This window comes from Solirubrobacter ginsenosidimutans, from assembly GCF_027587205.1.
Genome location: NZ_JAPDOD010000001.1, coordinates 372,307 through 398,229, shown reverse-complemented (window position 1 = coordinate 398,229; position 25,923 = coordinate 372,307). Strand labels below are relative to the sequence as shown.

At 71.3% G+C, this 25,923-nt stretch carries 23 protein-coding genes; 10 read left to right on the top strand and 13 right to left on the bottom strand.

The genetic code is table 11. The features are described from left to right. Nucleotide 1: 1 nt before the first annotated feature. Nucleotides 2-583: a phosphatase PAP2 family protein gene (locus tag OM076_RS01715; RefSeq protein WP_270037618.1), complete on the top strand. Its 582-nt coding sequence runs from the start codon at nucleotides 2-4 to the stop codon at nucleotides 581-583. On the opposite strand, the gene OM076_RS01710 is transcribed toward OM076_RS01715, so the two are convergent. After that, nucleotides 522-1,646: a lysylphosphatidylglycerol synthase domain-containing protein gene (locus OM076_RS01710; RefSeq protein ID WP_270037616.1), complete on the bottom strand. Its 1,125-nt coding sequence runs from the start codon at nucleotides 1,644-1,646 to the stop codon at nucleotides 522-524. The two genes, OM076_RS01715 and OM076_RS01710, sit on opposite strands and share 62 nt — an antisense overlap. A gap of 117 nt (nucleotides 1,647-1,763) precedes the next feature. On the opposite strand from OM076_RS01710, the gene OM076_RS01705 reads away from it, so the two are divergent. Then, on the top strand, nucleotides 1,764-2,447 hold the full coding sequence (locus OM076_RS01705; protein WP_270037614.1) for a TVP38/TMEM64 family protein: 684 nt from the start codon (nucleotides 1,764-1,766) through the stop codon (nucleotides 2,445-2,447). A 102-nt stretch (nucleotides 2,448-2,549) separates the two neighbouring features. Here OM076_RS01705 and OM076_RS01700 read toward each other — a convergent pair whose 3' ends face one another. After that, on the bottom strand, nucleotides 2,550-3,410 hold the full coding sequence (locus OM076_RS01700) for a YihY/virulence factor BrkB family protein (protein WP_270037612.1): 861 nt from the start codon (nucleotides 3,408-3,410) through the stop codon (nucleotides 2,550-2,552). A gap of 87 nt (nucleotides 3,411-3,497) precedes the next feature. Here OM076_RS01700 and OM076_RS01695 point away from each other — a divergent pair, with 87 nt between their 5' ends. From OM076_RS01695 to OM076_RS01670, 6 genes are all read left to right on the top strand, one after another. Continuing rightward, complete coding sequence (locus tag OM076_RS01695; protein WP_270037610.1) at nucleotides 3,498-4,322, top strand: hypothetical protein; 825 nt, start codon at nucleotides 3,498-3,500, stop codon at nucleotides 4,320-4,322. Next, nucleotides 4,319-4,834 (top strand): RDD family protein, encoded by a 516-nt coding sequence (locus OM076_RS01690; protein WP_270037608.1) that lies wholly within the window; start codon nucleotides 4,319-4,321, stop codon nucleotides 4,832-4,834. The genes OM076_RS01695 and OM076_RS01690 overlap by 4 nt, the downstream gene beginning before the upstream one ends. Before the next feature lie 5 nt (nucleotides 4,835-4,839). Next, nucleotides 4,840-6,477, top strand: a complete 1,638-nt coding sequence (locus tag OM076_RS01685) for an MFS transporter (protein ID WP_270037607.1) — start codon at nucleotides 4,840-4,842, stop codon at nucleotides 6,475-6,477. An 8-nt stretch (nucleotides 6,478-6,485) separates the two neighbouring features. Beyond that, nucleotides 6,486-7,415, top strand: a complete 930-nt coding sequence (locus OM076_RS01680) for a YihY/virulence factor BrkB family protein (RefSeq protein WP_270037605.1) — start codon at nucleotides 6,486-6,488, stop codon at nucleotides 7,413-7,415. Between the two features lie 96 nt (nucleotides 7,416-7,511). Then, nucleotides 7,512-9,095: an MFS transporter gene (locus OM076_RS01675; protein ID WP_270037602.1), complete on the top strand. Its 1,584-nt coding sequence runs from the start codon at nucleotides 7,512-7,514 to the stop codon at nucleotides 9,093-9,095. Nucleotides 9,096-9,164: 69 nt separating this feature from the next. Beyond that, the gene (locus OM076_RS01670; RefSeq protein WP_270037600.1) at nucleotides 9,165-10,385 is read left to right on the top strand and encodes an MFS transporter; all 1,221 of its coding nucleotides are present in this window, start codon (nucleotides 9,165-9,167) and stop codon (nucleotides 10,383-10,385) included. A gap of 9 nt (nucleotides 10,386-10,394) precedes the next feature. Here OM076_RS01670 and OM076_RS01665 read toward each other — a convergent pair whose 3' ends face one another. Next, nucleotides 10,395-11,270 carry a LysR family transcriptional regulator gene (locus OM076_RS01665; RefSeq protein WP_270037598.1) on the bottom strand — a complete coding sequence of 292 codons (876 nt, stop codon included), beginning with the start codon at nucleotides 11,268-11,270 and terminating at the stop codon, nucleotides 10,395-10,397. Nucleotides 11,271-11,344: 74 nt separating this feature from the next. Here OM076_RS01665 and OM076_RS01660 point away from each other — a divergent pair, with 74 nt between their 5' ends. After that, nucleotides 11,345-11,857: a cysteine dioxygenase family protein gene (locus OM076_RS01660; protein WP_270037596.1), complete on the top strand. Its 513-nt coding sequence runs from the start codon at nucleotides 11,345-11,347 to the stop codon at nucleotides 11,855-11,857. Between the two features lie 31 nt (nucleotides 11,858-11,888). On the opposite strand, the gene OM076_RS01655 is transcribed toward OM076_RS01660, so the two are convergent. The 10 genes from OM076_RS01655 to OM076_RS01610 all read right to left on the bottom strand — a co-directional run bounded on the left by OM076_RS01655 (nucleotide 11,889) and on the right by OM076_RS01610 (nucleotide 24,728). Continuing rightward, nucleotides 11,889-12,278: a hypothetical protein gene (locus OM076_RS01655; RefSeq protein WP_270037594.1), complete on the bottom strand. Its 390-nt coding sequence runs from the start codon at nucleotides 12,276-12,278 to the stop codon at nucleotides 11,889-11,891. A gap of 126 nt (nucleotides 12,279-12,404) precedes the next feature. Next, complete coding sequence (locus tag OM076_RS01650) at nucleotides 12,405-13,043, bottom strand: hypothetical protein (RefSeq protein WP_270037592.1); 639 nt, start codon at nucleotides 13,041-13,043, stop codon at nucleotides 12,405-12,407. A gap of 7 nt (nucleotides 13,044-13,050) precedes the next feature. Continuing rightward, the gene (locus OM076_RS01645; protein ID WP_270037590.1) at nucleotides 13,051-13,614 is read right to left on the bottom strand and encodes a DUF1707 SHOCT-like domain-containing protein; all 564 of its coding nucleotides are present in this window, start codon (nucleotides 13,612-13,614) and stop codon (nucleotides 13,051-13,053) included. 39 nt (nucleotides 13,615-13,653) lie between these two features. Then, nucleotides 13,654-15,060 carry a proline--tRNA ligase gene (gene proS / locus OM076_RS01640; protein ID WP_270037588.1) on the bottom strand — a complete coding sequence of 469 codons (1,407 nt, stop codon included), beginning with the start codon at nucleotides 15,058-15,060 and terminating at the stop codon, nucleotides 13,654-13,656. Between the two features lie 77 nt (nucleotides 15,061-15,137). Continuing rightward, nucleotides 15,138-15,728, bottom strand: a complete 591-nt coding sequence (locus OM076_RS01635) for a DUF6518 family protein (protein ID WP_270037586.1) — start codon at nucleotides 15,726-15,728, stop codon at nucleotides 15,138-15,140. 65 nt (nucleotides 15,729-15,793) lie between these two features. Next, the gene (locus tag OM076_RS01630; protein ID WP_372517989.1) at nucleotides 15,794-17,164 is read right to left on the bottom strand and encodes an aminotransferase class V-fold PLP-dependent enzyme; all 1,371 of its coding nucleotides are present in this window, start codon (nucleotides 17,162-17,164) and stop codon (nucleotides 15,794-15,796) included. 9 nt (nucleotides 17,165-17,173) lie between these two features. Continuing rightward, nucleotides 17,174-19,849, bottom strand: coding sequence for an Ig-like domain repeat protein (locus tag OM076_RS01625; protein ID WP_270037585.1), 2,676 nt, complete (start codon nucleotides 19,847-19,849; stop codon nucleotides 17,174-17,176). Between the two features lie 121 nt (nucleotides 19,850-19,970). Next, the gene (locus tag OM076_RS01620) at nucleotides 19,971-21,023 is read right to left on the bottom strand and encodes a hypothetical protein (RefSeq protein WP_270037584.1); all 1,053 of its coding nucleotides are present in this window, start codon (nucleotides 21,021-21,023) and stop codon (nucleotides 19,971-19,973) included. Then, nucleotides 21,023-22,432 (bottom strand): dicarboxylate/amino acid:cation symporter, encoded by a 1,410-nt coding sequence (locus OM076_RS01615; protein WP_270037583.1) that lies wholly within the window; start codon nucleotides 22,430-22,432, stop codon nucleotides 21,023-21,025. The genes OM076_RS01620 and OM076_RS01615 overlap by 1 nt, the downstream gene beginning before the upstream one ends. Nucleotides 22,433-22,544: 112 nt before the next feature. Then, the gene (locus OM076_RS01610) at nucleotides 22,545-24,728 is read right to left on the bottom strand and encodes a helix-turn-helix transcriptional regulator (RefSeq protein WP_270037582.1); all 2,184 of its coding nucleotides are present in this window, start codon (nucleotides 24,726-24,728) and stop codon (nucleotides 22,545-22,547) included. 68 nt (nucleotides 24,729-24,796) lie between these two features. On the opposite strand from OM076_RS01610, the gene OM076_RS01605 reads away from it, so the two are divergent. Next, nucleotides 24,797-25,918 (top strand): HD domain-containing phosphohydrolase, encoded by a 1,122-nt coding sequence (locus OM076_RS01605; protein ID WP_270037580.1) that lies wholly within the window; start codon nucleotides 24,797-24,799, stop codon nucleotides 25,916-25,918. Nucleotides 25,919-25,923 lie beyond the last annotated feature (5 nt).

Sequence of the window (25,923 nt, the reverse complement as noted above, 5' to 3'; positions counted from 1 at the left end):
CGTGGAACCCGCTCGCTGGCTGGAGGACATAGAGCGCGTCGACGTGGCGCTCTACGCCGCGATCGCACAGACGCCGACGCCCGCGCTGGACCGTGCGATGGCGCGGCTGTCCGAGGGCGCGAACTACTCCCGCCTCTCGCTGGCCGCCGCCGCGGCGTTGGCCGTGACCGGTGGGCGCCGCGGGAGGCGCGCCGCCGCCGTCGGCCTCGCCTCGGTCGGCGTGACGGCCGCGGTGGTCAATCTCGGGGTCAAGCCGCTCGGCCGCCGCTCGCGCCCGGACCGCGCCGTGGAGCGGGTCCCGGCCGCCCGCCACGTGCGGATGCCGTCCTCCACCTCGTTTCCCTCCGGGCATTCCGCGACCGCCTTCGCCTTCGCGACGGGCGTCGGCCACGTGCTCGCACCGGCCGCGATCCCGCTGCACGGGCTCGCGGCGATCGTGGCCTACTCGCGCGTGCACACCGGGGTCCACTACCCGGGCGACGTCGTCGCCGGCGCGTTGCTGGGAACGGTGCTCGCGCAGCTCACCGCGCACGCTTGGTCGCCTTCGTCTCGGCGCGGCGGACCTTCTGCTCTTCGACCTTGACCTTCGCGTCGGCGTAGGACTGCTCGACGAGGAGCTTGCCGCCCGTCCAGCCGAAGGCCCAGACGACGAGGACGAGGGCGAAGGCGACGTTCCAGGCGGTGATCGCGAGTTGCTGGCCGATCGAGTACGCCGTCGCGGTGGCGGTATCGGTCACGCCGCTGAGCGCCGCGACGTCGGCCGCCTGGTTGACCCCGACTCCGCCGGGCGTGACCGAGACGACGTTGGCGATCGACCCGCTCCCCACGACTGACATCACGGTGTGGAAGGTGACGGTGATGCCATAGCCGGCGAGGAAGACGGCGATCACCCCGAGCTTGGCCAGCCATGCGCCGAACGACGGCAGCGCGACCTTGAGCGCGTACTCCCGGGGCTGGGCGAGGATCGCTCCGCCCTGGACCGCCTCGGCCCAGAGCCCTCTGAGCTTGCGCCAGAAGGTCCGGCCGAGGATGACCAGCAGCAGCGCGGCGCCGGCGAGCGCCCCGAGGAGCAGCACGGGGTGACCTCCGAGGTCGGGAAGGTCGATATCCAGCGACCCCGACGCCGAGACGATCAGGTAGACGTAGACGAACGCGCCCGCGAAGCTGAAGAAGATCTTGTGCACGACCATGCCGCCGAGCACGCCCGGCAGGTTGGCGCCGGGGATGATCGCCACGTACATCAGCAGCGTGACGACGGTGCCGAGGTTGGCGGGCAGGAAGCCGTTCAGTGCGACGCCCGCCGCGTACGCGGCGAGGATCTGCAGAAATGCGACCCGTCCGGCCGGGAACGCGACGCGCAGGATCGAGTACCAGGCGAACGCCGTCAGCCCGGTCTTGAGGCTCTGCAGCGTCCAGCCCGCGACCAGGTAGCCGAAGCCGATCGCGCTCAGCGCGTCCCAGAGGTCCGAGAACCACCCGAGGACGTCGACGCCGAGCAACTCGAGGACGACGAGCACGAGCACGAGGCCCGCCAGCCACGCCAGCACCTTGCGCAGACGCGAGGACCGTGACCGGTCGCCGAACGGCAGCCAGCGATGACGTGGTTCGACCGGCGCCGGCGGCGGGGAAAGGACGGTGTTCGTCACGAGACCGCCGCAGCATCGTGCGCGACGGCATGACCCGGCATCACCCGTTCGGGGGGAAACGTGCGTCGCAACCGTGCCGGCCCGTAACTTGCGATGGGTGGCCGGTTACCTTCTGTAGTGCCTCGCCTGCCCGCTGATCCCGCTCGTCGCCGTGCTCTCGCCCGCCTCGGTCTGGCCGTGCTGGCGCTCGTGGCGCTCGTCGGCGTGCTGGCGCTGACCGTCGGCGTTCCCGCCCCCTCGCAGCTCGTGACCTGGGCGCGGTCCGCCGGCCCGGCCGCGCCGGTGCTGTTCGTGCTGTTCGCCGCCGTCTCGACCTGCGTGATGTTCCCGGGCCAGGTGATCGCCGCCGCCGCCGGCGTCGTGTTCGGCGTGGCGGGAGGGATCGCGCTCACGCTCACCGCCGCGACGCTCGGTGCCGTTCTCGCCTTCCTGCTCGCTCGCGGCGTCGGCGCGAGACCGATCAGCAGGCTGCTCGGGCCGCGCGCGACGCACTGGCGCACGTGGATCGCCGAGCGTGGCTTCAGCGCCGTCCTGACCGCGCGACTGCTGCCCGGCACCCCCGCCAGCGTCCTCAACTACGCCGCGGGCCTGACCCCGATGAAGCTGCGCGCCTTCGCCGCCGCCGTGGCGCTCGGCGCCGTCCCCAAGACGGTTGCCTACGTCGCACTCGGCGGCGCGCTGAGCGCGCCGTTCTCGGGGCGCGGCCTGCTCGCCATCTCGCTCTACGCGGCGACCGCGCTCGCCGGCGCGCTGCTGGCGCGGCACCAGGTGCGCGCCGCCCGCCGCGCCCGCCTCGCATAGGACGAAAGTCAACTGCTCCGGTGAGGGAGGCGGGAGTGGCGAGCCACCCGTCCTGGGCTGCCGTGAGCCCGCCGCTCGGCTCGGCTCTGTCGCCTCGGCCCGCTAGACCCGCTCTTCGACCCGGTCGCGCTCCCCGGCGCGCGACGTCGCCATCACCAGTTCGCCTCCGAACAGCACCAATATCGCGACGAAATACAGCAGCGCCAGGAACGCGAGGACGGCGCCGAGCGGACCGTAGATGGTGCTGAAGCTCGCGATCCGGACGAGGTAGAACGCGTAGCCCGCGACGCCGACGTCGATCGCCAGCGTGGTCACGAGCGCGCTCTGCCAGAGCGCGGCGAACGGCAGGCGGACCGGCGGGGCGAGCCCGTAGACGATCAGCAGCGCGGCGAACGTGATCACCCCCGAGCCCGCCAACTCGACGCCCACGCTGACGAGCTTGCCCGCGCGCTCGAGCCCGATGGCGTCGGTGGCGTGGACGCCGGCCTGGATCGCCACCTGCGTCAGCAGCGAGAGCGCGAAGCCGGCGATCACGAGCGTCGCCAGCACGCCCAGCGCCACGATGTCGCGCAGCTTGGCCCGCACGAACGCGGCCTTGCTGTCGCCCTCCCAGATGATCGCGAGCGCGACCCGCAGCGAGCCCGTCATCCCGCTGGCCGACCACATCAGCAGGCCGAAGGAGACGAGACCCGCGACCGACGTCAATGCGCCCGAGCTCTCGAGCTCGCGGTCGACGCTGGCCTGCAACTCGACGCCCGGCACGGCGCCCAGCAGCCAATCGACCACGTCTTCGCGGGCGCTCGCCGGGAGGACCAGGTCGAGCACGGAGGCGAGCAGCGCGACGAACGGGACGATCGAGAACAGCGCGCGATAGGCGAGCGCGGCGGCGAACTGCGCGTCGGCGTGACGCCCGTAGCCCGAGACCGCGGAACGCACGACCGACACGAGGCGCCGGATCGACACGCGTGAAGGGTTGGCTCTAGGCGCACGAGCCGTCGTCATGCGAAGTGGGTGATTCGGACTCGCCCTCTCACGACGGATGCTGTCGGGATGGACCTCGTAATCACACGCCGCGTCACCCTCGGCGTCGCCGGCTCGCTCGCCGGCCCGGCACTGGACGTCGCCGGTGCGAGCGCGCACGCGGCCGCCTTCGTCTGGCGCACCCCGTTCGCCGCGCCGGTCCGCCGGCCCGCGCGCGCTCTCGTCGACGCCGCCGAGCGGCGCGGCGCCCGCGACGAGTCATGGCTCATCGCACGCGCCGGACAGCTCTCTTCGGACTGGTTCGCGCGGGCGCTGCGCGCCCCGGTCGTCGACCGGGTCTTCGGCGCGGTCATCGAAGCCCGGCTGCTGGAACGGGTGACCGCCGAGGCGCTGAAGGGCGAGGCGCTGGAGGGCGTCCTCGGCATCGCCGCCGAGCGCAGCGCCGGCATCCGCGTCGCCGACGCGGTCCTCGCCGACGACAGCGTCGAGCGGCTCCTCGCCCACGTCGTCGACCAGCCCGCCATCGACCGCCTGATCGAGCGCGCGCTCGCGAGCCCGGCGTTCGAGCTGCGCGTCGCCGCGGTGCTCGAGCAGCCCGCGCTCGAGCAGGTGCTCGAGCGGGTCCTGGCGAGCCGCTTCGCGCAGGCCGCGACCGATCAACTGCTGGCCAGCGAGGAGCTCAAGCGCGTCGTCGGCCACGTCGCGCGCAGCGACGAAGTCCGCGAGGCGCTCGCCAGCCAGACGCATGGACTCGTCGACGACGTCAGCGACCAGTTGCGCGACCGCACCGCCAACGTCGACGACCGCATGGAAGGGGTGGCTCGGCGGCTGCTGCGCCGGCACGCGCGTGTCGCGCCGCTCGCGAGCTTCGACGAAGGTCCGTCGCCCGCATGAAGACCGCCCGGCTCGCCGGCTTCGCCACCCGCGTGCTGGCGTTCGCGATCGACATCGCGATCATCGACGTCGCGGTGCTGGCGCTGGGCGGCGCGCTGGCCTGGGCCGCCAACGTGCTGGGCATCGAATCGAACCCGAGCGGCATTCTCGTCGCGGGCCTGGCGGCGATCGGCTGGGTCGTGTTGATCTCCAACTACCTCGTGGTGTTCTGGTGTCTGACCGGGCAGACGCCGGGCATGCGCTTCATGGGCATCCGCGTGACCGACCGCCGTGGCGCCCCGCCGGGCTTCGTGCGCGCCCTGCGCCGCCTGCTGGGCATGTACCTCTCGGCGATTCCGCTCGGTGCCGGCTTCCTCCTGATCCTGGTCGACGATCGTCGCCGCGGACTGCACGACCGCATCGCCGGCACCCTCGTCACGCATTACGTGCCGATCGTCGCGGAGAATGGTCTCGAAACCGTTGGCTCACCCGCTTCGGATGATGCGTTGCGCTCCCCCGGCGGCCTAGCGTAATCGCGGTGCGCAAGTGGATCCCGATGTTCATGCTCTCGGCGGCGCAGTTCGTGATGGTGCTCGACTCGAGCGTCATGAACGTGGCGATCTCGCAGATCGTCGAAGACCTCGACACGTCGATCCAGGGCGTCCAGACGGCGATCACGCTGTACACGCTCGTGATGGCGGCGTTCATGCTGCTCGGCGCCAAGCTCGGCGACATCATGGGCCGCAACAAGGCGTTCGCCATCGGGCTGGCGATCTATGGCGTGGGCTCGCTCACCACCGCTCTCAGCCCGAACCTGGCCGTGCTGCTGGTCGGCTGGTCGGGCGTGGAGGGGTTCGGCGCGGTCCTGGTCGTGCCGGCCATCGCCTCGCTCACGGCCGCGACCTATGAGGGCAAGGATCGAGCGCTGGCGTACGCGCTGCTCGGCGGGATCGCCGCGATCGCCGTCGCCGCCGGCCCCTTGATCGGCGGGTGGGTGACGACGACGTTCACGTGGCGCTACGTCTTCGCCGCCGAGACCGTCGTCGTGATCGTGATCCTCCTGCTGCGCGGGCAGATCGCGCGCGCCCCCGCCGCGGAGCACCGGCCGCGCCTGGACATCGTGGGCGTCGTGCTCTCCTCGTGCGGGCTGGGCATCGTCGTGCTCGCCATCCTGCGCAGCAGCGTGTGGGGCTTCGTCCAGTCGCGCACCCCGCTGACGATCGGCGGCACGGAGATCACGCCGCTCGGCTTCTCGGTCGTCCCGTTCATGGTGCTCGGGGGCCTCGGGCTGCTGTGGGGGTTCAGTGCGTGGGAGGCGCGGCGCGCCCGCCGCGGACAGGACGTGCTGCTCGACACCGCGCTGCTGGGGATCGCGACGCTGCGCGCCGGTCTCGGCACGCTCGTCGGGCAGCAGCTCGTCCTGATGGGCACCTTCTTCGTGATCCCCGTGTACCTGCAGGTCGTGCTCGGCCTGGACGCGTTCGAGACGGGCAAGCGCCTGCTTCCCCTGTCGGTCGCGATGCTGATCTTCGCCCTCCTGGGTCCGCGGATCGCCGCGCGCCGATCGCCGCGCGCGGTCGCGCGCGCCGGGCTGGTCGCGGTCAGCATCGGCGCCGTCGTGATGCTGGCCACGCTCGAGGTGACGCTCAACGAGACCGGCTTCAAGCTGGCGCTGGCGCTGACCGGTGCGGGCGCCGGCCTGCTCGCCTCCCAGCTCGGCAACGTGATCATGTCGGCCGTCGCCCCCACGCAGACCAGCGAGGCCGGCGGGCTGCAGGGGACGGCGCAGAACCTCGGCTCGTCGCTCGGCACCGCGATCATCGGCGCCGTCCTGCTCGGCGCGCTGGCGACCGGCTTCACCCAGCGCATCAGCCAGAACGACGCGATCCCGGAATCCGCCCGCACACAGCTCGTCGCCAGCGTCCAGGGTGGCATCGACATCGTGCCGGTCTCCGCCGTCGAGGACGCCGTCCTGAAGGCTGGCCTCACCCCCGCGCAGGCGAGCGCGGTCGCCGACGACTACGGCGACGCCCAGCTCGAAGCCCTGCGGTTGGCGCTCGGCGCGGTCGCGCTCGCGGCGGTGCTCTCACTGTGGTTCACGCGAAAGCTCCCCTCCGCGTCGCTCGCCGAAGCCGCCAATGAAGACTCGCCGACCGCAACGGTGGCGCTCGTATAGCTGGGCGGATGGAACGCGAACGCGTCTTGCGGACGCTGACGTTCTGGTTTCGGCCCGAGTTCGTGCTGCGGGTCGTGAATCGGTTTCAGAAGGTGGCAGGCTTCGACCGGGCGATCGCGCTGGCCTCCGGAGCGTTCACGACGCTGATCCCGTTGGCGATCCTCGCGAGCGCGCTGGCCACGCACCTCGGCGGCAAGGGCACCGCCGATCGCATCATCGACCGCTACGAGCTCACCGGCGGCGGCGCCGAGGCCATCAGGGACGTCTTCGCGCCGCCCTCGGGCAGCAGCACGAGCGTCGGGCTCCTCGGGTTCCTGTTCTTCCTGGTGGCGGTGCTGAGCTTCTCCCGCGCCGTGCAGCGGCTGTTCGAGCAGGCGTGGGAGCTGCCGCCGCTGAGCGTGCGCAACACGTTCAACGGGCTGCTCTGGATCGCCGGGATCTCGGGCTACCTCGCCCTCAGCGGAGGCCTCCACGGCGCGCTGGGACGCAATCGCGTCGATCTCGTGCCGACGCTGCTCGGCTTGCCGCTCTCGGCGGCCTTCCTGGTCTGGAGCGGGTGGGTGCTGAGCGCCAAGCGGATCCCGTGGCGGGCGCTGATCCCGTTCGGCCTCCTCGGATCGGTGGTCCTGGCGGTGTATTCGATCGGCGCCGCCGTGTACGTCCCACACCTCTTCAGCACGTACACCACCCGCTACGGCGTGATCGGCGCGGTGTTCGCGATGATCTCGGCGCTGTTCTGCGTCATGGTGGTCGTCGTCGGCTCGGCAGCCGCCGGCCGTGAGATCCACGACGAGCTCGGCCGCGTCCGTCGTGGCGAGAAGCCGGCCGACGACGAAGTCCAGCGGCAATGGAACGAGATCACCACCGAGGCGCAGTTGCGCTGGGAGACGCTCCGGGCGCAGATCCAGGAACGCCGGGCCAGACACGCGCGGAACTAGCGGACCGCGCTGACGCGGCGGGTGCTCATCCCAAACGGGTGATGCGCACCGAGCGGCCTCGACGTACGGTCGCCGGCAGCCGATGCGAGCCGAGACGTGACGAACGCCCCCACCGCACCCGCCGGCAATACGCGGCTGTCGCTGGTGCTGGCCGCGGCCATGTTCGTGCTCGTCGTCGACACGTCGCTGATGAACGTGTCGATCGCGGCGGTCGTCAGGGACCTCGACACCACGGTCAGCGCGGTGCAGAGCGCGATCGCGCTGGAGGCGCTGGTCTCCGCCGCGTTCATCCTGATCAGCAGCAAGGTCGGCGACCTGTTCGGGCGCAAGCGGGCGTACATCGTGGGTCTGCTGGCGTACGCGATCGGCGCGCTGGCGATGACACTCGCCCAGAGCATCACCGCGATCATCATCTTCTGGGCGATCATCGGCGGCCTCGGCGCCTCGCTGCTGCTGCCCGCGATGCAATCGCTGGTCCATGGCAACTTCGAGGGCGCGGCGCAGAAGAAGACCTATGCGCTGATCGGAGCGGCGGCCGCGATCGCCGCGGCGGTCGGCCCGCTCCTCGGCGGCTTCGTCACCACGTATCTCTCGTGGCGCGTCGGCTTCCTGCTCGAGGTCGTCGTCATCGCGGGCGTGCTGTCGCAGATCGGGCTCGTCAAGGACGTGCCGTACACCGGGGACCGCAAAGCCGATCTGCCCAGCGCGGGCCTCTCCGTCCTCGGGATGGGCGGCGTGGTGCTCGGCATCCTGGTGTGGCAGGAAGGCGGCGACTACGTCCTGCTGCTGATCGCGATCGGAGCGCTCGCGCTCTGGGCGCTCTCGCACCGGCTCGTACGCCGCCACCGCGACGGCAAGGTGACCCTGCTCGATCCCGAGTTGTTCCGTCTCCCCCATTTCCGGGCCGGCATCACCGGGCAGATGCTGCAGAACGTCATGCTCGGCGGGGCGATGATCTCGCTGCCGATCTTCCTGCAGATCAAGCTGGAGTACGACGCGATGCAGACGGGGCTGTCGCTGGCACCGCTCTCGCTGACGATGTTCTTCGTCGCGATCCGCGCGGGGCGGAAGTCCGGCCGCCGGCGCCCCGCGGAGATCATCCGGGCCGGGTTCGCCCTGAGCATGCTCGGCCTGGTGCTGATCGTCCCGATCGTGTCCCGCGCGGACTCCGGCTGGTACCTCGTCATCCCGCTCATGATCACGGGCGCGGGCCTCGGCCTCCTGGTCTCCCAGCTCAACAACTACGCGCTGGCCCCGATCGACGACGACCGGATCAGCGAGGCGGCCGGCATCAACTCGGCGGCCGGGTCCTTCGGGCTGTCGTTCGGCCTCGCGGTGGCCGGCGGCGTCCTGCTCGCGACGCTCTCCCTGGCGTTCACCAACATGACGAACGCGAGCCCGGTGATCCCGTCCACGCAGCAGCAGCAGATCGCGCAGACGCTGGAGGACGACGCGCAGGTCGTGAGCAACACGCAACTCGAGAAGCTGCTCGCCGAGGAGCCTCCGGCGGTGCAGGAAGCGATCCTCGGCATCAACGTCGACGCGACGAACCTCGCCCTGCAGGTGGCGCTGCTGGTGCCGATCCTCGCGGGCTTCCTCGGTCTCCTCGACGCGATGCGGATGATCCGCCTGCCGGACATCAAGCCCTCGGCCTCGGTCGAGGCCGCGGCGCTCGCCTGACCGAGCAGCCTGGACAAGTAATGCGTGGTGTGGCCGATTACCCGGCTTACGGTCTCGTGCCGACGCCACATGAAGCAGCTACGAGAACTCATCGCGCACGAGCGCTCCGCGCGCCCGCTGCTCGCCGCCCACCTCCAATCCTCGCTCGGGACAGGCGCCGCGTATGTGGCGCTGCTCGTGATCGCCTACGAGCGGTTCCATTCGCCGCTCGCCGTCTCGACCATCCTGCTGTGCGAGTTCCTGCCGGCGCTGATGTTGGGCGCGGTGCTCGGCGCCGCCGCCGACCGCTGGTCGCGCAAGACGATCCTGATCTGCGCGGACGTGTTGCGCGCCGGAGCGTTCATCGGGCTGGCGCTGGTGGACTCGTTCGCCGCGACCGTCGCCCTGGCTGCGCTGGCGGGTGTCGGCCAGGCCGCGTTCGGACCGGCGGTGATGGCGTCGATCCCGTCGCTGGTGTCCGAGCAGCGACTCGGTGCCGCGACCGCGGTCTACGGCGCGATCGGCGAGTTCGGCTACACCGTCGGCCCGCTGTTGGGCGCCGGCGCGTTCGCGCTGATCGGCGCGAGCGGAGTGCTGCTCGTCAACGGCATCACCTTCGGGATCTCCGCCGCATTGCTCGCGACACTCACGATCACGCGCGTCGCCCAGGAGCCGGGCGTCCGCAAGCCGCCGCTGCTGTCCTCGGCGCGCGACGGGGCTCGCGCGCTGCGCCGCAACCGCGCGGCTTGGACGGTCGTGGTCAGCTCCACCTTCTTCGTCTGCTTCTTCGGCGCGATGAACGTCGCCGAGGTGATCCTGGTCAACACGACCCTCGACGGCGGCGCCGCCGCCTACGCGATCACCACGGCGGCCATGGGCCTCGGCGTCACCGGCGGCGCGCTGCTCGCCGCCCGCGGCGAGTCACCCGAGATCGGCCGGCGCCTGTACCTCGGGGGCATCGCGATCGTCGGGGTGGGCATGGCCGCCTGCGCGCTCGCGCCGGTTCTGGCCGTGGCCGTCGGCGCGTTCTTCGTGATCGGCATCGGCAACGGCATCGCGCTCACCTCCGAGAACGTCCTGCTCCAGCAGCTCATCCCGGACGAGATCAAGGGCCGCGTGTTCGGCCTCAAGGGAGCGATGATCTCCGGCGCCTTCCTGGTCTCCTACTGCGGCGGCGGCCTGCTCGTCGCCGCCGTCGGCACCCGCGCGACCTTCGGCGTGATCGCCATCGGCTCGCTCGTCGTATGCCTCACGGCGCGCACGATGCTGGCCACCGACCGCCGCGCCGCGCTCACCGCGGTTCCCGCCTGATCCGGCTCGTCAGCCGCGCACCGGCTGACCGGCGGCCTCGGCCAGGGCGGCGAGCAGGGCGGCGGTCGCCGGCGGGTCCGGCGGCTCACCGTAGGTCGCGGCGTAGACGTGCCGGCGCGCGCTGAGCTCCGTCGCGACGACGCCCTCGGCGCGGTGGGCGCGCAGGGCCAGCCCCGGCATCGTCGTCACGCCCAGCCCGGCGGCGACCAGCGCCTGCATCAGGACCATGTCGTCGGAGCTGTAGCCGATCCGCGGCTCGAATCCGGCCTCCGCGCACGTCGCCAGCAGGTGGCTGCGGCAGCGTTCGCAGCCGGCGATCCAGGTGGCGTCGTGCAGCGCGTCCAGCGTGCTTCCGGAGCCCTTCGAGAGCAGGTAGAGCGGATCGTCGAGCAGATGATGGAGGCGGACGCCGGCCGGCTCGGGCTCGGTGTCGTCGTAGCGGAAGATCAGGGCGACCTCGACCTCGCCCGTGCGCAGCAGCTCGATCGCCTCGGGCGGGTGCGTGTCCGTGAGGCCGACCTCGAGCCCCACGTGGCGGCGCGCCAGCAGCTCGACGGCGGGCAGCACGAGCGCCTTGATCGCGGAAGCGAACCCGGCCAGGCGCACGCGCCCGGCGGTCAGCCCGACGTGCGCGGAGAGCTCCGCGTCGGCGGCGGCGATGCGCCCGAGGATCTCGGCCGCGCGATCGGCGAGCATCTGTCCCGCCGGGGTCAGCCGGATGCCGCGCCCGACCCGCTGCAACAGCTGCGCGCCGGTCTCGGCTTCGAGGCGGGCGAGGTGATGTGTGACTGACGGCTGCGAGTAGTGCAGCTCCTTGGCCGCCGCGGTCACCGACCCATGGCGGCCGACCGCGTCGATCACGCGCAGCCGGTTGACGTCGAGCATGGATCAACTCTATCTATGAGTCAGCACGAAAATCGGCATTGGACGTATGAGTCGTTCACCCGCAAGCTGTTGGCATGACCGCCATGCAGACCCTCCCCACGTCCCAGCTGACCGACCTGGTCTCCGGCGTCCGCACCGCCGTCAACGCCCACGCCGACTGGTCGGAGACCACCGAGCTCGTCGCCGAGCAGCTGCGCCGGCACCTCCCCACCCCGGACGTGCTGACCGCCGAGCAGCGCTCCGGCGCGCCGGAGCACGCCACCAGCCACACGCTGCACGTCGAGCCTGATGGCACGTTCTCGATCATCGCCGTGGTCTGGCGTCCCGGGCAGCTGACCCGCATCCACGACCACACGACCTGGTGCGTGTTCGGCGTGATCCAGGGCGTCGAACACGAGGAGCTCTACGACGCCGACCTCAACCTGCTCGGCCGCAGCGACAACCAGACCGGCGAGGTCAGTGGCTTCGCGCCCCCCGGCGACATCCACCGCGTGCACAACACGTCCGACACCACCGCGATCTCGATCCACATCTACGGCACCGACGTCACGCGCATCGGCTCGAGCGTGCGCCGCTATTACGACTGACGCGCACGCTCCGCTGACCACCGCCGCGTCGTCAGCAGTCGCTCGCGCTGAGAACGAGACCGTGGGCGATCATGTCGCCGGGCGCGGATTCCTCGCTCTGCGGCGCCTCGTCCGTGGCGGTGAACTCAGGAATCGTCTCCTCCTCGGACGGTGTCCGCGGGCCCGGCAAGAGGTGCAGGCACGTGCGGTCCCTGCGGGCGTTGAGGTAGAAGTCGGCGCGATCGAGGATCCGCCAGCCGGCGCGCTGGAGGTCACGTCGGGCGCGCGCGACGACCTGGGCAGCACGTGACCGGCCGTCGAGGCGCAGTTCGCGAACCGTGGTCCAGCCGACGATCGGTCCGTCGCTCGTGTCCGGAGCGTGGTGACCACTGGTCACCGTCTTCACCACGGTCGCGCCGGGTGGGCTCGGGATGGTGTTCAACGCAGCCGTGTTGCGACGTTCAGCCGGAGCTCGCTCTGCGTCCTCAGCGCACGCGGCCAGGCCTGTCACGAACAGCATCGCCATGAGACATCCGCGCTTCAGGATCACTTGCACATCGCTTGAGGCTCAGGCCGGGTCGACGGCACTCGGGTGGATCTGCGCCGCATAGCCGCAGCGCAACACGTCGATCGTCGACGGCGGCGTGATCGTCGTCACGACGCCGTGAGCCGGGCGCCGGCGCCGGGCCGAATAGCCGTCGCGCGTCCACTCGACCGCCGTATCTCCGACGAGGACGTGCGGAGCGTCGTCGAGCATGACGAAGACACCGTCGGGGAGATCGCCGATGGGCAGCGAGTGCAGCCGGCGACGATGCGTCCCACGCACCAGGCGTTCGGCGTGGAGCTGCTTGTTCATCGCCTTGGCCGACGCGGGCCTGCCGGTCGCTTGGGCCCAGGCCGATTGGTAGTCCTTGTAGCTGCGCCGGCGGCACTCGGCGCAGGGGCGATGGCCCGCCGCGAACGAGACCGCCTCGTCGTAGAAGTAGAGCCACGTGAACCGGTGCGGCCGCCACTGCTCGCTCCAGCGGTCCTTGAAGCGCAGCGCGCACGTGATCCACGCATCGTGGGCGTGAAACCTGACGACCTCGACGCCGTCGTGGAGGATGCCCCGGTTCCCCGTGAAGGCGCCGCGCAGCTCGAACGCCTCGATGTCGCCGAGCGGGGTCACGCGGTTGCGTGCCGGTGAAGGTGCAGACGGGTGTTCCATTCGGGTCCTAGTCCTCGAGCTCCGCGAGCGCGCGTCGCACCCTGAGCGGCGCGACGCCTTGGACGACCGTGAGCGTGTACCCCTCGCGCTCGCTCATGTCGACGGCGATCCGCTCGTCGCCGCGCGCGAGGAGCGCGAGCAGCCCCAGCGGGAAGAAGAAGATCGACACGAGAATCGTCCAGAACGGCTGATAGCGGCGGGCGAAGACGAGCCGGTCCGGGGTGCGATCGATCAGGTCGTAGCCGTACGCGTGGAAGAACGGCGAGAGGAATTCGAGGATGTCGGCGCCGGCCTTGCGCGGGTCAGCCGGCCCGCGCCAGGACGCCGTGAACGCGAACCTTCCGGGCACCCGCGGAAGCTTGCGCCGCGGTTGCGCAGCCGACTCCCGGCGCGGCGCGGGGAGGTCGTCGAGCAGCCCTGCGAGCTCAGCGCGCGTGACCGCCGCGTACGCGAGCGCGCTCCGCTCATCGAGCTCGTCGACCGTGATGCGGCCGGCAGCGGCGGCCTCACGCAGGCGCTCGGCTACGCGTTCGCGTTCGGTGTCGGACGCGCGCGTGCGGTCGGATGCCACTCAGAGAAGATAGACCGCGTCCACGGGCACACCTGCCGATCAGTAGGCGCGGGCGACGATCGCGTCGACGCCGCCCGCTTCCGGGTCATCGACGAGCGCACCGTCTTCACGCACGAGGCAGCGGACCGAGATGCCGGCCTCGAGCAGCCGCCGTTCCCCGTCGAGCCCGAGCGTCGCCCACGGGACCCGGGCCGCGCCGACGCGGGCCTGCTCGATGGCCTCCCCGATCGTGGTCACGCGGCTGGTCAGCCGATCGCGGAACGCCCTGGCCTGGCGCAGCAGCTCGTCCTGCTGGGTCTCGAGGATCGCCGGCATCGCCTGCGCCAGGCCGTCGAGCGCGTGCGTCGTCTTCACGGCCTCGGCACGCAGGGCGACAGGCACCTGGCCGGAGGCGATGTCGCGCGGGCCGAGCTCGACGCGAACGGGCACGCCGCGCAGCTCCCACTCGACGATGCGGCGGCCGACCGAGACGTCGGTGTGGGGGTCGAGCTCGGCGCGCACGCCGGCGCGCGTGAGGTCGGCGACCAGGCGCGAGGCCTGCTCGAACACGCCCTCGCCCTCGCGCGCGACCAGCACCACGACCTGGACCGGCGCGACGCGCGGGGGCAGCCGCAGTCCTTGGTCGTCGCCGTGGACCATGATCACGGCGCCCAGCAGTCGTGTGGAGGCGCCCCACGAGGTCTGCCACGGGCGCTGGCGCGTCCCACGCTCGTCCGTATAGGCGATGTCGAAGGCGTTCGCGAAGTTCTGGCCGAGCTCGTGCGACGTGCCCATCTGCAGCGCCTTGCCGTCGCGCATCAGCCCCTCGCACGACCAGGAGACGACCGCGCCGGCGAACTTCTCGCGGTCGGTCTTGCGCCCCCGCCAGACCGGGATCGCGAGGTCGCGCTCCATCGTCGCCGCGTACGTGTCCTCGAGGATCTCCAGGGCGAACGAATGGGCCTCCTCGCACGACGCGTGTGCGGTGTGGCCTTCCTGCCAGAGGAACTCCGAGGTGCGCAGGAGCAGCCGGGGGCGCAGCTCCCAGCGCACGACGTTCGCCCACTGGTTGATCTTGAAGGGCAGGTCGCGGTAGCTCGAGATCCAGCGCGCGAGCGAGGCGTTGATGATCGTCTCCGACGTCGGCCGCACGACCGCGGGCTCCGCCAGCTCCTTGCCACCGCCGACGGTCACGACCGCAAGCTCGGGGCTGAACCCCTCGATGTGATCGGCCTCGCGGCGCAGGTAGCTCTCGGGGATCAGCAGCGGGAAATAGGCGTTGCGCGCGCCGCTGGCCTTGATCCGGTCGTCGAGGCCTCGCTGCACGAGCTCCCAGATCCCGAACGCCCACGGGCGGATGACCATCGTGCCGCGCACCGGGCCGTTCTCCGCCAGCTGCGCCTTGGCCAGCACGTCCTGATACCAGCGGGGGAAATCCTCTGCCTGTGGCGTGAGCACTCGAGCCATTCCGTCACTATGCCTCGACCGGCGAGCCTGTCTCGTCGCCTGGATTGCCCGCCTCCCCCCGGTTCGAATCCACCGACCTAGAAGAAGCCGTGGAGGATCTGCGTCAGCGCGACCTCCCCGGAGATGCCCAGCGGCACGGTGAGGCCGAGCCAGCGCAGCTGCTCCACGCGCCCGCGGCTGGACAACGCCGCGAACGCGACGCCGATGGCGATCCACACCGCGGCCGTGAGGTAGTGGTGCTGCTGGTGCACGTAGGCGTAGGCGCCCTCGGCCATGAAGACGCCCGCGAGCGCCGCGATGCCGAGCCCCTTCAACGGCGGCCCGGCGGTGCGCCACACGTGCCCCGCCATCCCGAAGACCGGCCCGCCGAGGATCGCGCACAGCGTCCAGAACGCGATCAGCGAGCCGCTCGTCCCGATGCCCTGCAGAGCGTCGACGACGTAGTAGCCGGCGAGCTGGGCGGCACACGTGGCGAACCCCGCGACGGCCGCCTCGCGGCGGGTCGCCGCGAGTGTGCCGATGAGAAACGGCGCGACGAGCCAGGTGCTCGTCGAGTTCGCCAACGCCTCGAGTGTCCCGTCCAGGTGGGAGCGTCCGATCGAGCTGAGCGCTCCGACCACGAGGCCCGCGCCGACCCCGGCCACCAAGCTTGTGCGGCGTGCAGGCATGGCGGCCGATCGTAGGCGCGGGCCGTGTGGGCGCTATGGCGGGATCGTGCAGATCTCGTGCACGCCTAATCGCGACAGGCCGATTCCCCACCCGCGACCGGCCCGCTGAGCAGACCTCCGAGCGATGGGCGGGGACGCGGGTCCGGGTCGGGAAGGACGTAGCCGCCGCGCTCGAGGTAGCTCCAGCGCGGGCCGTCGCGCGCGATGCGCTCGACGGCGTCGAGCAGACGGTCGATGTCATCCGCGCAGGTGCCGACGCCGATGCTCGCGCGCACCGCGTGGCGCGATCCGCCGTCGCGGGCGGCGAAGTGGTCCATCAGCGGGTGCGCGCAGAAGGCGCCGTCGCGCACGCCGATGCCATGTTCGGCGCCGAGCGCCGCCGCCAGCAGCGCGGGATCGAGGCCATCGACGTTGAAGCTCACCACGCCGACGCGGTCGTGGCCGCGCTCCCAGAGCTCGTAGGTACGCACGCCGCCGATCGCGTCGAGGCCCGTCAGCAGGCGCTCGAGCAGGTCCAGCTCGTGCGCCCGGATGCGCTCCCAGCCGGTCCCGCGAAGCGCGCCCGCCGCGGCGGCGACGGCGAAGGCGCCGAGCGCCGCGGGCGTCCCGCCCTCGTGGCGTGCCGGGCCGGTCGTCCATTCGACGTCGGCGGCGGTGACGTTGCGCACCGCGCCGCCGCCCGCGAGGTGCGGACGGGCCGCGTCGAGCCAGTCCGCACGCCCCGCGAGGACACCCGCGCCGTACGGGGCGTAGACCTTGTGGCCGGAGAAGGCGACGTAGTCGACGTCGCAGGCGGCGATGTCAATCGGACGGTGCGCCGCCAGCTGCGCGGCGTCGAGCGCGACCCGTGCACCGTGGCGATGCGCGATCCGGGCGATCTCCTGCACCGGCCACACCTCGCCCGTCACGTTCGAGGCGCCGGTCACCGAGACGAGCGCTCCCCGTCCGCCGAGCGCGCGCAACTCCGTCTCGAGCGCATCGAGGGCGTCGGTGGGTGTCGCCGGCATCGCCAGGTGGCGGACGTCGCCGCGCCGCCACGGCAAGAGGTTCGCGTGGTGCTCGCCCGTGAACGTCAGCACCGTCGTGCCCGGCGGCAACGCGCTCGCCAGCAGGTTCAAGGCGTCGGTCGTGTTGCGCGTGAACAGCACGAGGTCGTCGTCGCGCGCTCCGACGAACCCGCGCACGACCTCGCGCGCCCGCGTGTACGCCTCCGTGCTCACGAGCGAGGCGAACCCCGCTCCGCGGTGCACGCTGCCGTAGTACGGGAGCAGCTCAGCGACGGCGTCGGCGACCTGCCGCAGCGCCGGCGCGCTCGCCGCGTTGTCGAGGTTCGCGTAGCGGACCCACTCGCCGGAGACGAGCGGTACCCGCAGCTCACTGCCGACAAGCTCGAGGAGCTTGCCGGCGGTGAGGGCCTGCGTGTGCGTCGCGGAGATGTCGAGCCCCTACTTCTTGACCTTGATCGAGGTCCCGGCCGCCGAGGCGGTCAGGTAGGTCGAGTCACCCGGCCACGAGATCGTGACCTTCCAGGTGCCCTTCGCCAGCTTCGGCAGCGTGACCGTCACGGTGCCCTTCGAGAGCTTGCCGGTGATCGTCTTGGTGGTCTTGCCCTTCTTGAGCTTGATCGTGACCTTGCCGGTGGCCGCCGAGAGCCCCTTCGGGGTGGTGATCGTGACCTTGTACTTGCCGCCGGCCTTGCTCGTCGGCGCCTTGGCGACGGCACCCGCGACCTTGCTGATCTTGACCTTCGTGATCGTGGACGTAGGCGTGGGCGTCGGCGTCGCCACGAAGGGCACCGGCGTCGCGGTCTCCTCCGGCTGCGGATCGCCGGCGGCGATCGTCAGCGACCCGGTCTCCGTGAAGGCGGCGATCTGGTCGTCACCCGGGTACGACAGCGTGTACTCGTACGTGCCCGCGTCCAGGACCGGGAGCGTGAACGACGCCGCGTTGCCTGTGACCGCGGTCGAGGCCGTCGCGGCCGTCGCGCCGCCCTGCTTGACCACCAGCGAGACGTTGCCCGCCGGAACGCGCCCGAAGTCGTTCGCGATCGCGACCGAGATCTTGGCCGCGGCCGGGTACTTCACCGGGTCGGCCGTGACGGTCCGCCGCGAGACGACGCCGCCCGGCAGGCCGCCGAAGAAGACGTCGAGCGCGTGGACGGCGTTCAGGCCGCCGGAGACGCTGCCCGGGTTGGTGGCGTTGCCCCAGGCGTTGTTGACCGCGGTCTTACGGGCCTGGGCGATGCCCCAGGCGGCGACGACCGTGGTCAGGTTGGCGATCAGCGCCGGGTCCTGCGGCGAAGCCGCCTGCGCGGCGAGCAGGGCGGGCTTCGCCGCGGCGAAGTTCGCCGGAGCGGACGCGCCGAGCGCAGCGAGCGCGGCGTTCAGCGCCGCGGGGCTGTTGTTGATCGCGCCGCCGGTCGTGATCTGCCAGCGCTGCTGGGCGGCGGTGTAGGTCACCGACGCCGTGTCGGTGGCGACGAGGAAGTCGGTGTCGTCCGCATCGGTGGCCGAGTTCGTGTAGTACGGGAGCGGGTCCGTCTTGTACGTGAAGGTCGCCAGCCGCGCGTTGATCGTCGGCCAGATCGGCGCGTCGAGCGGGATCGCGATGCCGAGCTGGTTGGGCTTGGGGTTCGTCAGCCACCACTGCGACATGTACTCGGTGTACGTGTCGCTGCCGTTGTCGATGATCCACTGACGAGCGACGCCGGGGTTCGGATCGTCGCCCGCCTTGCCCTTGTAGCCGATGACGAACGGCACCTGGAGCTTCCGGGCCAGGAGCTTGGTGCTCGTGTTGTCGCCGCCCGCGTAGTAGCTGGTGGGGTTGACGTTGCCGCCGGTGCCCGTCGTCGTGTACTGCGTCTTGATGTTCGTGAGGTACTGGCTCACGAGGTCGCCGTAGAGGAACGTCGGGTTGGCGAAGGCGTTCCCCGCCGCCGAGCCGTTGTTGACGGTGTTGCGGGTCTGGAGCGGGTCGGACGCCCCCGTGGTCGAGCCGCCGACGGTGCCGCCGTCCAGGACGGTGTCGAAGTTGAAGACCTGGACGTTGTTCTCCTGCGCGTACTTGTTGATGGCCGGGAGCACCGGGCGGGTGTTCGGGCACCACGTACCGCCGAAGAGGATCACCGCGTTCGCGTCCTGCGCGCCGTTCTTGAGCAGGTCGACGATCTCCGGGTAGGTGACCTGGTTGATGCGCCAGCCGTCCGCGTTGTCGGCATCGGTGAGCACCGGGACCTGCTTGCCGCGGGCGTCGGTCGTCGACGTGAACGTCTGCCGCCAGTTGACCGAGGACTTCCACCAGTCGAACTGGCTCAGGGTCGCGAGGTTCGCGCCTCCCACGCTGTTGATGGCCGCGCTCACGGCCGCGGGGGAAGCGGCGCCCTTGTCGGTCACGTCGACCCACGAGACGATCTTCGCGGCCTTGCCGTCCGGCGCGGTCTTGTCCTTGTTGTAGATGAAGAAGTAGCTGTCCAGCGCCTTCGCGGGCGCCGAGCCGCTGGAGTAGTCGTAGAGCACCCCGCCGGAGGAAAGGCCGGCGTCGTTGACGGTCGCGGTTCCGGTCGCGGAGGTGAACCTCGGGGTCTCGTCTCCGACCGCGCCGCTGGCGAGCGTGGTCGTCGCGCCATTGCCGAGGTAGTTGGCGATGAGGTGCAGCCAGGCGGTCGTGTAGACGCCTTGCGAGGTCGCGTTGATCTGCGTGATCGTGGACGCGTTGCGGATGTCGAGCGCGGGCTCGGTGACGGTGCCCACCTTCGCGCTGCCCGAGAGGTTCGGGTCGAACCAGTAGACGTTCTTGACGCCGGCGGCGTCGGCTGCCGTCTCGACCTCCTGGGCACGGGCCGCGAAGGTCGGGTCAAGGACCGGGTCACCGATCAGGAAGGCGAAGTTGCCCGGCTGCTGGAGCAGCCACTGGAAGTGGTCATAGGTGACCGACTCGATCGCCGGGTTGGTCTCCGTCGTCGGCAGGCCCAGCGCGTGCTGCAAGTACGTCGCGTTGGTGTACTTGGTCGTGGTCGCGGTGCGCACCGGCGCGGCATCGGCCGTCGCCGCCGCGAGCGGGACGATCGCGGCGGCCGCTGCCAGCGCGGCAGCCGATCGCCTCCAACGGGTGAGAATGGGCACTGTCTTCCTCTCTTGTCTGTCTTTGGTCTGGTCCGGAGGCGCGCAGGGGCGCGCGCCCCCTCAGTTGGGTGAGGGACGCGGGTGGGGTGTTGCGCTAGGTCAGGCGGTCAGCGGCGCGGCGCTACCACTGGCGACTGAACCCTTGGCGACGGGCGAAGCCACGGAACACGAGTCCGAGGCCGGCGACGCCGAAGATCGCCGCCAGGATCCCGACTCCGGCGAGGCGGGTGTCGGCCACGTCGGCGCCCAGATGCTGGCTCGCCAGCTTGTACTTCGTCGTCGCTCCCGAGCTCGACGAGGTCGACGCCGCGGCCCCGGCACCCGCAGCGGGAGCAGAAGCGCCGGTGGCGGGCGCGGTCGTCCCGGCGGGAACCGTCGTCGTGCCGGCGGAGTCGACCGGCGCGGCGTCGCCGGACGGGGCGGCTGTCGCGGCGCCGTCGCCGGTCGCAGTGCCTCCCGTCGCCGACGAGGCCGTCGACGTGTCGCTCTTCTTGCCGGACGACGAGCTGGTCGCGGTCGACGTGCTCCCCGAGGACGGGCTCGTGGTCGAGGAGCTCGTCGTCGAGGAGCTCGTGCTGGAGGAGCTCTTGCTCGTGGAGCTCGTCGTGGACGGGCTCTTATTCGTCGTGCTCTTGGTGGAGGAGCTCTTCGTCGTCGTGCTCTTGGTGGACGGGCTCTTGCCCGTCGTGGTCGAGGTGGACGGGGTGGTCGTCGACGGACTCGTCGACGCCGGGGCCGTCGTGTTGGTCGTCGTCGTGGTCGACGGGCTCGTCTGCGCGTTGCTCGACGGAGCCGGAGTCGCGGTGGCGGTGGCGGCGGCCGTCGGGGTCGGCGTCGGGGTCTTCGTGCCCTGCTGCGCCTTCCAGGTCGCGTACGAGCTGATCCGCGACCACTCGGTCCAGTGCGCGCTGTCGATCAGGTCGCCGCTGTTGGAGTAGTACTGGATCTCGTCGTTGGCGAAGTCGTACTGCACGTTCGGGATGGCCGTGCAGGCCTCGTCGTCGAACCCGGGCAGTGTGTCCCGCCCGTCGGTGTACGTCTGGCCGTCGATCGTGACGCTGATCGGAGCCGGATGGTCGGCCGGGTTCGTGACGCCCTGGGCGTGCGCGGCCCCTGGCGTGGCGAGCAGCGCGACGACGCCCAGGACCGCGGCGGCCCACTTCTTCGCACGCATCATCGGGCTCCCACCAGCTCGGGCACGGAAACCGGCGGCGCGGGCGCGACGAACGGAGGTCGCGCCGGCGCGACGAATGTCGGTGGCGCGACCTCGTCCTTGTCGACGTAGCCGGCCCGGCCCGCGAAGATCTCGTCGTCGAGCAGCCCGGTCTGCCGAGCCACGACGGTGGCGCTCACCGCCGCCGCGGTGACGTTGGTCGCGGTGCGCGCCATGTCCGCGATCACGCCGATCGGGATGGTCGCCGCGACGAACTCGAGCGGCAGCCCGGCGGCGGCCATGACGGTGGCGGCCGAGACCGTCGCCGCGCCGGGCACTCCGGCCACGCCGATCGACACGACGACGCCGAGCGCCGCGAGAACGGCGTAGTCCGACAGCGAGTACGAGAGGCCGTACGCGTTGATGCCCCAGACCGCGATCATGATCGGCCAGATGCCGGCGCAGCCCGGCATGCCGATCGTGGACCCGAGCGGTGCCGTGAAGTGCGCGATCTCCGGGTGGACGCCGACCCGGCGGGTGAGCTGCTCCGTCGTCACGGGGAGCGTGCCGATGCTGCTCTGCGTCGTGAACGCGGTGAGCTGCGCCGGGAAGATCTTGCGGAAGAACGCGACCATCGGCACGTCCGCGAAGACCTCGATGATCACGCCGTTGATGACCCACGCGTGCAGGGCGCACGCGGCCCAGACGAGCACCAGGAGCCCGACGAGCGACTGGAAGTCGCCCCCGAGGTTGGTGCTGCTGCCGACCATCGAGGCCGTGAGCGCGACGATCGCGTACGGCGTGAGCCGGATGACGTACCCGACGACCTTGAACACCACGAGCTTGAGCGCCTCGATGCCGTCGCGGAAGAGCCGGACCTTCTCGGGCTCCTTCTCGGCCAGCGACAGGTAGGCCACCGACAGCGTGACCGCGATCACGATGATCGGGATGATGTTGTTCGCGCTGAACTCCTGGACGACGTTGGTCGGGAAGAAGCCGACGACGACCTGGCCGAAGCTCTGCACCTGACCCTGGATCGCGTCGGTCGAGAGCCCGCCGAGCTTGCGGTGCACGCCGCTGCCCGGCTGGAACACGAAGGCCAGCCCCAGCGCGAGCACGACCGCCAGCGCGTTGCTCAGCATCAGCCAGAAGATCGAGCGCAGCCCGATCGTGCGCAGCTTCTCCAGACCGCCGAGCGAGAGGATCGCCGAGACGATCGCCACCAGGATCAGCGGCCCGACCGTGGCGAGCAGCACGTTGATGTAGATGTGCCCGATCGGGTCGATCGCTTCGACGTGATTTCCCGCGACGATGCCGATCGGCACGCCGGCCGCCAAGGCGCTGAGCGCGATGAAGGTGAAGTGGACGCCACGCTTGCGCATCCACCAGATGCCGGCCCAGCTCACCGCTACCGCAGCGAGTGTCGCCACCGCCGACCAATCCCAGTTCATAATGCCTTTTTGCCCTCCAATAGACCCGGCGCTCGCAGCGCGACGAGGGCAATGTACATCAACTTGATCGAGTTTGTCTAGATTACGGGATTCACCCGGGTGAGTCGTTCTCGAGCAGCCCGAGCGCGATGCCTCGTGAGACGGCGTCGTCGCGCGAGGCGACGCCGAGCTTGCGGTAGATCGCCCGGATGTGCGACTTCACCGTGTTGGCGGAGAGGAACAGCGCCGCGCCGATGTCACGCGCGGTGCGGCCGGTGCCGAACTCACGCAGCACCGCCAACTCGGCCGGCGAGAGCGTCTCAGCCGCCGTGGCCGGCACGACCTGCGCGGCCTCGAGTTCCCGCTCGACTGCCTCGACGTGCCGCGCCACAGGTCCCGGATCGTCGCAGGCGATCATCAACCCGCGTGCCTCGGCCAGGGTCTGCTGCGCGCGGCTGATCAAGCCCCGGCGGGCGAGCACGGACGCGAGCGTCGTCAACAGCCACACGTGGAGTGCACCGCCGTCGATCGCGGGCTCGATCCGCAACGCTCGCCGCAACGCGCGTTCGGCGTCTGCCGGGCGCCCGGCGAGGCGTGACGCCAGCGCCTCGGCGAAGTAGCCGCACGCCGCGGGAGCGCTGTCGAGCACACCCGCGCGGGCGGCTTCGTGGAGCGCCCGCTCCGCGAACCGCGAAGCCACGACGGAGTTCTCCCGCTCGGCGGCCACGATCGCCTCGACCGCCAGCGCACCGACGTGACCGAACGGCCGGTCGGCCGCATCCGGGTGCACGATCGTCTCGCGGGCCAATGCGAGCGCGCCGTCGAGGTCGCCCGTCAGCAACCGCGCGAGCGCCAGCATCGCCATCGCCGGCACCACCAGCGTCTCGGCGTCCTCCCGCGAGAGGTCCAGCGCCCGTGTGGCGAGGTCGAGCGTCGCCGCGACGTCATCGTCGCCGTAGGTCGCGGCCAGCAGCGTTCGGGCCGCCTCGTGGTAGCCCGTCCACTGATCCGGATGCGCATCGCGGGCGGCGCCCGCCTGCGCCAGCATCCTGCGCACTTCCGGCCGCGGACGGGCGACGACGCCGGCCGCCAGTGCCCCGGCGGTGAGCACACCGGGCCGCATCGCCACCATGCTCGGTGGCAGCAGGCCCATCCAGCGTTCGATCGTGGCCGAGCGACCCGCGCGCGACAACCGCATCTGATGCGCTTCCAGCGCGCGGGCGACGAACTCGAGATCGTCGCCCTTCGACGCCTGCTCGACCGCGTCCTCGATCAGGCCGTGCGCCTCGAACCAGTCCGCCGCGCGCCGGTGCAGCGGCGCCGCGGCCTGGGCGTGCTCGGCGGCGAGGCGAAGCCGCAGATACTCGGCGAAGAGCGCGTTGTAGCGATACCAGACGCCTTCGTCGTCGAGCGAGACGGCGAACAGGTTGGCGTGCACGACCCTCCCGAGCATGGCGGCCGAGTTCGCGCGCGCGAGCGCCGAGTCGCAGAGCTCGGCGCTCATCCGCGGCAGCAGTGAGCTGTGCAGCAGGAAGTCGCGGAGGTCCTCGTCCACCTCGGCGAGGACTTCGGCGGCGAGGTAGGCGGCGATGTCACGCCGGCGACCGGTCAGGGGTGTGTCGGGCCCGCGCAACTGGGCGAGCTGAAGCGCGACCGGCCAGCCCTCCGAACGCTCGTACACCGCGTCGAGCTCCTGCTCGGACAGCAGCTCTCGCGCTTCCTCGCGGGTGAAGCGCAGGTCCGCATCGCGCACTTCGGCCAGGCGCCCGTTCGCCCGCATCCGCGGGAGCCGCAGCGCCGGGTCGGACCGGGTCAACAGGACCAGGCGCACATGCCGCGGGAGGCGGTCGGCCGCGTAGCCGATCGTGTCCAGGGCTCGTCGCGCACGCAGCTCCTGCAGGTCGTCGAGCACGATCGTGAGCGGACGACGGTCCTCCTCCAGCTCTTCGAGCAAGGCTTCGATCGCCGGTTCAGCCGTGCTCTCGGCGCGGCGCAGGCGCCGCATCGCCTCGTTCCCGACGCCGGGCAGCACCCGCGCCACCGCGGCGACCACGTAGCGCCATAGGTGCAATGGGTCGTCGTCGTGGGCGTCGAGCGTGATCCAGGCCGCCCTGAGCCGGCGCGTCCGCAGCCAGGCTTCCGCCGCGACCGTCTTGCCGAAACCGGCGGACGCCGAGACCAGCGTGACCGGCCTCGCGGCGGCGTCGCCCAGCAGCGCATGCACCCGCGGCCGGTCGACCGGTGGCGTCGGCGAGCGCGGCGGCGTGACCTTGCTCCGGCGCACCGGCTCGTTCATCCGCGGCACGCGGTTTCACCCGGGTGAACTTCCGGAACCCGGCGCACGTGCGGGTTACCGTCGCCCGCTTGATCGAGCCGCGCGCCCACCTGCAACGGATCTCGGCGTACTGCATCGCCATCTGCGGGCCATTGGGAGCGGACCCCGAGGTGCTCGCGCCTGCCGCGTGGCTGCATGACCTCGGAATGGTTGCAATGAACGTCGGCGTGCGTCCCGGTCCCTTGACCGAGCGCGAGCGCCGGGAGCTGCTCACCCACCCCGAGATCGGGCACGCGCTGCTCGCCGGCTCGTCCACGCCCGTGCTGGAACTCGCGTCGAGGATCGCGCTGACCCATCACGAGCATTTCGACGGCGGCGGGTATCCGCGCGGGATCGCGGCGGAGGAGATCCCGCTGGCGGGGCGGATCGTGGCGGTCGCCGACGCCTTCGACGCGCTGGTGACCAATCGCGTCTATCGCCGGGCGGGGAGCGTCGCGGAGGCCGCGGGCGTGCTGCGGGCGCAGCGCGGACAGCAGTTCGACCCGCAGGTCGTGGACGCCTTCCTCGACGCAATGGACGCCATGCGGTCCGTGTTGACGAAGTACCGCGCGGGAGAGTGCGGGGCTCCCGAGGACTATGTCACCGTCAGCACCGCCGCGTCGGTCCTCGCGATCCCGCCGTCGCGCGTGCGCCGTTGGGCCGACGAAGGCCGGCTCGAGGTGACGCGCACGCCCGGAGGGCATCGGCGCTTCAGGCTCGACGACGTGCGGCGCCTCGCCGCCGACGAGCGCTCGTTCGGCCTGTTGCGGTCGATCGCCCTGCCCCGTGCCCCACTCCCGAAGCTCGCGGGCGTGCTGCGCACCTTCGGCGGCGAGATCACGACCGCGACGGTGGCCGCGGTCTACGGCGACGAGCCCCCGGGCTGGTTCGCGACCAGCAAGGCGCAACCGGCGCTCCGTGCCTGGCGCAAGACACTCCTCGACGCGAGCGTGAGCGGTGACTTCGGCCGCACCCTCGAGGCGAGCGTCAAGCTGATGCGCGAGGCCCAGGCACATTCCGCGTCGCTGCTGGAGCGGCATACGTTCCTCGAGCGCTTCGGCCAGGTCACCGTCCGCGTCCTGAGCCGCGCCACCGCCGAGCCCGACGAGCTGGCGGGTACCCGGCGGCTGATGGCGGCCCTACAGCGACATCTGCTCGCGCTCCAGGGCTGAAGCCG